Source organism: Chitinophaga sp. GbtcB8 (assembly GCF_019091455.1).
Lineage (GTDB): Bacteria > Bacteroidota > Bacteroidia > Chitinophagales > Chitinophagaceae > Chitinophaga.
The window spans coordinates 1-6,257 of record NZ_JAGXJN010000077.1; the positions used below are offsets into that span (position 1 = coordinate 1).

Sequence of the window (6,257 nt, forward strand, 5' to 3'; positions counted from 1 at the left end):
TCCTACACTATATTTTGTTTGCAGGTAATGTGCCAGCCGGTTAGCATGTTCATCCAGCTGCCGGTAAGTGAGCATACGCTCACCGGATACAATGGCTACCTGGTTAGGGATGCGGGCTGCCTGTTCCTCAAAAACATCTACCAATGTTTTTTCTGCTGCATAGGTTATCCCTGTATCATTAAAGGCATCTAACAGCAGCTTCCGTTCTGAAGCGCCCAGCATATTCAAGCGCCCTATGGGACTTTCCGGAGATCTTAACACAGCAGTTAACAGCTCCTCATAATGGCCGCACAAACGGCTGATTGTTGCTGCCTCATAGAGATCCGTACTGTAAGTAATGCTCAGGTGAAGACCTTCAGCGGTTTCTTTTACAGCTACTGCAAGGTCAAATCTTGTTCTGTTAATTTCCACAGGAGTTGGATAGAGAGACAACCCTTCTCCCAATAATTCCTGCCTGATGCCAACTGATTCATTATTCTGTAATACGAACATCACCTGGAACAGCGGATGACGGCTCAGATCGCGATCCCGCACCACCCGCTCTACCACCTTCTCAAAGGGCGCATCCTGGTGGTCGTATGCTTCCAGGGTGATACGGCGCAGGGCCTGCAAATATTCCCGGTAGCTTATATCACTCCTCAGCTCACTGCGCAGCACCAGCGTATTTACAAAAAATCCGATCAGCCCCTCTACTTCCGCACGCTGGCGGTTGGCTACGGGGCTGCCTATACTAATATCATGCTGCCCGCTGTAACGGTACAACAGCACTTTGAATACGGATAGTAAGGTCATGAACATGGTTACGCCTTCCTGGCGGGAAAGCTGCTCCAGCGATGACTGTAAAGCAGCCCGCAATACATACTGTATGGTGGCGCCACGGCCGCTCTGACGGGCCGGACGTACATGATCTGTGGGTAGCTCCAGCGGCTGGGAATTATTCAAACGGTTTTGCCAGTAAGCCAGCTGCATGTCAAGATGAGGGCCTGACAGATTCCGGTGCTGCCATATTGCATAATCAGCATATTGAACCGGCAATACAGGCAGTGAAATATCTGCGCCTGTGGTAGCTTGCTGATAGAAGGATATAAATTCCTTCACAAGGATAGGCAATGACCAGCCATCTGATGCGATGTGATGTAACACGATCACCAGCAGATGATCTTCAGCCGTAACCTTAAAGAGATGAGCTCTCAGCATGTGATCACATCCAAGATCAAAAGGCAGAGCAACCACCTCCCGGATCTGATCACTGATGGCCGATGTTGCAACCTCATGACACACCAGCTCCCATTGATCTTCCGGCAATACCTCCTGCCAGGTTTGGTCATGCTCACTTTTCAACACGCTGCGCAGTACCTCATGACGGTTGATCACCTGCTGCAGGCCATAACGCAAGGCATCCACATCCACCGCCCCTTTTAACCTGAACACACCCGGAATATGATACTCCCGGCTGCCCTGCAGCTGGTTTATAAACCAAAGCCGCTCCTGTGAAAAAGATAAAGGGATACGTTCCGGACGCGCGCCTGCAATAATACCCGGCTGTAATACTTCATCTTCATTCGTATGCAGCCGCATGGCCAAACTGCGGACCGTGGGATGAGTGAACAGATCCCGGATGGAGATCTCCCTGCCAAGATCACGGCGGATCCTGGATACCACCCGTGTGGCCAGCAGGGAATGACCTCCCAGCTCAAAGAAATTATCTGTAACGCCTATACGGTCTTTCTTTAGTAGCTCCTGCCAGATAGCCACCAGTGCAGATTCCATGCTGCTTTCCGGAGCTTCGTAACTGCCTGTGATAACAGTACTGTCCAGTGCTGCCAAACGCCTGCGGTCAACCTTCCCACTGCCTGTCAGTGGCAGCTGATCCATGCTTACAATGGCTGCAGGCACCATGTAGGATGGTACCCTTGATCTGATATAACTTTCTACTAACGCTCTTTCATACTGCTCATCCACCACCACATAGGCGGCCAGGTAACCTTCTGCCGATGAACCCCGCAGCAGCACTACTGCCTGACGGATACCACGCGCCTGTTCCAGCACCCGTTCCACCTCTCCCAGCTCTATCCTATAACCACGCAGCTTCACCTGGCTGTCCTTGCGCCCCAGGTATAACAGCTGTCCATCTGCCTGCCAGCGTACCAGGTCACCGGTACGGTATAAACGGCCTGCTCCACGGAAACGGTCTGCTATAAAGTGAGAAACGCTTAACTCCGGCTGATGCAGGTAACCTCCTGCTACCTGTACACCACCTATATATAACTCCCCTATACCGCCTAAGGGAACTAATCGTTGTGCAGCATCCAATACATATAATTGTGTATTAGCCACCGGACGGCCTATCGGTACTACCCCAACATCCTCTCCTTCAGCATCCCAGTAGCTTACCTCAATGGTAGCTTCTGTTGGCCCATATAAGTTATGCAGCTTTGCTGCCGGCAGCTGCCGGTGTAAGGCCCGCACCTGTGTGGCTCCCAGTGCCTCCCCGCTACAGAACACATGCCGTACGCCTGCACAATCACCTGCTCCCAGCTCCTGTAAAAATACTTCCAGCATAGAGGGGACAAAGTGTAAAACGGTAACTCCTTCGCTGGCGATCAGCTGCTTCAGGTAAGCGGGATCCTTATGGCCTCCCACACGGGCAAACAATAACCGGGCGCCACTGATCAGCGGCCAAAACAGTTCCCATACCGATACATCAAAACAGAAGGTGGTCTTCTGTAATACGGTATCAGATACGTCCAGCCCGTAACGCTGCTGTCCCCAGCACAAACGGTTGGTTAATCCATGGTGGCCTACCATCACACCTTTGGGACGGCCCGTAGTGCCTGATGTATAGATCACATAACACAGGTCCTGCACACCAGGTCTGCTATTGGGACTATCTGTTGAGTGTTCCTGTATTAATCCGCTGTCCAGTGATACTAAAGTAACATCACGCAATGATGATAAACCTGCCTGGCTATCCTTATTTACCAGCAGCAGTGCTGCACCAATATCAGATAGTATATAACGAATGCGTTCCAATGGATATTCCGGATCTATAGGTACATAAGCCCCGCCTGATTTTAAGATCCCCAACAAGCCGATGATCATTTCCAGGCTGCGGTCCAGACAGACCGGCACCAGCGAACCCGGGCCTATGCCCTGACTGCGCAGGTAATTAGCTACCTGGTTAGAGGCTGCATCCAGCTCCCGGTAACTCAGCGATTGCGATTCAAAAGTAACGGCTGTATTATCTGGCGTACGGGCCACTTGCAGTGCAAACAGGTCTGCTACTGTTTGATCTGCGGGGTAAACCGTATCTGTAGCATTAAAAATGTTTAAAAGCAGCTCTTCTTCTTCGGTGCTTAATAGCTGTAATGATCCGATGGTTGCTGTGGGATCATTTACTACGGAGCTTAACAGCTGCTCATAGTGTGTACACAGCCGCTGAATGGTGGCTGGTGTAAAAAGATCAGTGCTATAAGTAACACTTAATTGAAGACCCTCCATTGACTCCCGTAAGGAAAAGGAAAGATCAAACTTAGTGGTAACCAATGGGCTTGAAACAGTATGTGCAACAAGCCGATCACCCAGGAAGCTCTCCGCTAACGTAACCGTATCATTCTGCAGCAGCAACATTACCTGGAACAAAGGATTGCGGCTCAGATCACGTTCTTTTACCACTGCTTCCACCACCTTTTCAAAAGGCACCTCCTGGTTATCATAAGCATCCAGTATCGTTTGTTTTACCTCATTTAAAAAAGTATCGTAACGCATCTTATCATCCAGCCCGCTACGTAATACCAGTGTGTTTGCAAAAAAACCGATCATTCCGCTCAGCTCATGCAACCTGCGGTTACCTACGGGCGTGCCAATACTGATATCGGTTTGCCCGCTGTAACGGTATAATAATATCTTGAGAACGGATACCAATGTCATGAACAGGGTTACCTGCTGTTGTTTTGACAGCTCAGTCAATGCGGTGTTTAACTCTTTACTGAGTGTAAAATGCTGCACATTTCCGCTAATACCCTGTACCGGTTTGCGGGGATGATCTATGGGAAGCTCCAGTGTAACAGCGTCTTCCAGCTTATTCTTCCAGTATGCCAGCTGTTCTTCCAGCGCCCCTTCCTGTTCATAGCGGCGCTGCCATACGGCATAATCAATATACTGCAGTTCCGGAACGGGCAATGATACCGTTTGTTTTTCCGTATAACTTTTATACAATGCGGCAAATTCTTCCACCAGTATATTCATGGACCAGGCGTCGGCTGCAATATGATGCAGTATAACTACCAGCATGAATTCATCTTCCCCCAGGCGCAGCAGCTGCGCGCGCAACATATGGTCATGGGCCAGGTCAAAGGGGCGGGCAATGACTTGAGCAATGATATTTTCTGCTTCTTCAGCAGTTATTGCTACCTCATTATAATCCAGCTTCAAGCTATCGGCAGGCATAACAACCTGGTAAGGAATACCATTTTCATTTCCTATTATGCTGCGTAATACTTCATGCCGGTTGATCACCTGTTGTAAAGCATATTGCACGCCCTCTGCCAGTAAATTGCCCTTTAAACGAAGGATAACCGGTATATGATAATCCTGGCTGCCCTGCAGCTGATCCAGGAACCACAGGCGCTCCTGGCTAAAGGCAAGCGGAAAATGCCGGGTGTTATTGCGATCAGCAATATTGATCTTTCTCTTTGTATTGCCGGCATTGCTCAGATCATGCTGAAGCAACTGCGCTATTTCCTCTTTATGCTTCCTGATGTCGTTAAGCAGGTTATCCGCTATCTTCTTCCCCTCCGGCACCTTCATTTTAACTTTTCCTTTTTCCAGAAAGAAGGTAATGCCTTCGGCTCTTGCGGCCTTCATTATTTTAAGTCCTTTATTGAGGTTAGTTCCTGCAATGTTCGTATCCATGAGATGTTTGATTCCGGGTTATAATTCAAAAACTTCAAAATTTGTCTGGTCTGCAACATCTGTATCTATGCAGATGGTATCTATATATTCAGCCAGCTTTTCTATGGTAGGGAATTGAAACAGCACTTTAATAGATAGTTCTGTGTGAAATACCTTATTTATATCTGCGAGCACTTTCATTCCCATTAATGAGTGGCCTCCTGATTCAAAAAAGTTACTGGTGATACTGATCCTTTCTGTCTTCAGCAATCGTTGCCATATTTCTGCCAGCTGCTGCTCTGTATCGCTTCCGGGTGGTTTATAGTGGCTGCTTACAGGCGAAGTATCTATGAGCGCAAGGGTTTTGCGGTCTGTTTTACCATTAGGCGTTAGTGGTAGCTGTTCTAATGCTGTTAATACTGCCGGCACCATATAATCCGGTAGCTGGGTGCGCAGGTAAGCCTGCACTGCATGTTTGTCAAAATCACCTTCGCTTACTATATATGCTGACAGATAACGATTAAGCTCTTCTCCTTTTACCAGCACCACTGCCTGGCCTACACCCGGTGCCTGCTCCAGCACACGCTCGATCTCTTCCAACTCTATGCGCTGTCCACGCAGCTTTACCTGGTTATCACGCCGGCCGGTATAAACAAGGTTACCGTCTGCCTGCCATTTACACCAGTCGCCGGTACGGTAAAGACGGCCGCCTTCCACAAAGGGTTCTGCTATAAAACGTTCTGCCGTCAGCGCTTCCTTACCAAGGTAACCGCGGCTAACGCCCACACCCCCTATATACAGCTCTCCGCTTATGCCTATTGGCAGTAACTGCTGGCTTTCATCCAACACATATACCCTCATGTTAGCTACAGGACGGCCAATAGGCAGGTGTTTCTGGATACGGGTGCTCCGGGTGTACGCATATATAACCGGCGCAACAGTTGTTTCTGTAGGACCGTATGCGTGATAAAAGTCGTGATAAGCTGCCCAGCTGTCTGCCAGGTGTTTTTCACAGGCTTCACCACCGCAAACTACCCGTTTCAGGTATGGATACTTTTTGACAGTAATTAATTTTAACAGGGAAGGAACGGTATGTATATAAGTGATCTGCTGCTCATCGATAAAGGCTTCCAGCAGCTCAGCAGACAACAGCAGCTCCTTATTGATCATCGTTAAACAGGCTCCGCTCAGCAATGCCACAAAGATCTGCTCCACTGATGCATCAAAAGCTAATCCCGATAGCTGAATAACATTATCCTCCGTTGTGATCCCTAAATAACGGCTTTGAAAACTGATATAGTTCACTACACTGCCATGTTCCACCATCACGCCTTTGGGATTACCGGTAGAACCTGAAGTATAGA

At 48.8% G+C, this 6,257-nt stretch carries 2 protein-coding genes; both read right to left on the reverse strand.

Annotation, left to right across the window (positions count from 1 at the left end; translation table 11 throughout):
- The coding region (locus KVT36_RS31335) for a non-ribosomal peptide synthetase (protein ID WP_217607366.1) at window positions 1-4,914 on the reverse strand (4,914 nt) is incomplete at its 3' end.
- An 18-nt stretch (window positions 4,915-4,932) separates the two neighbouring features.
- The coding region (locus tag KVT36_RS31340) for a non-ribosomal peptide synthetase (RefSeq protein ID WP_217607367.1) at window positions 4,933-6,257 on the reverse strand (1,325 nt) is incomplete at its 5' end.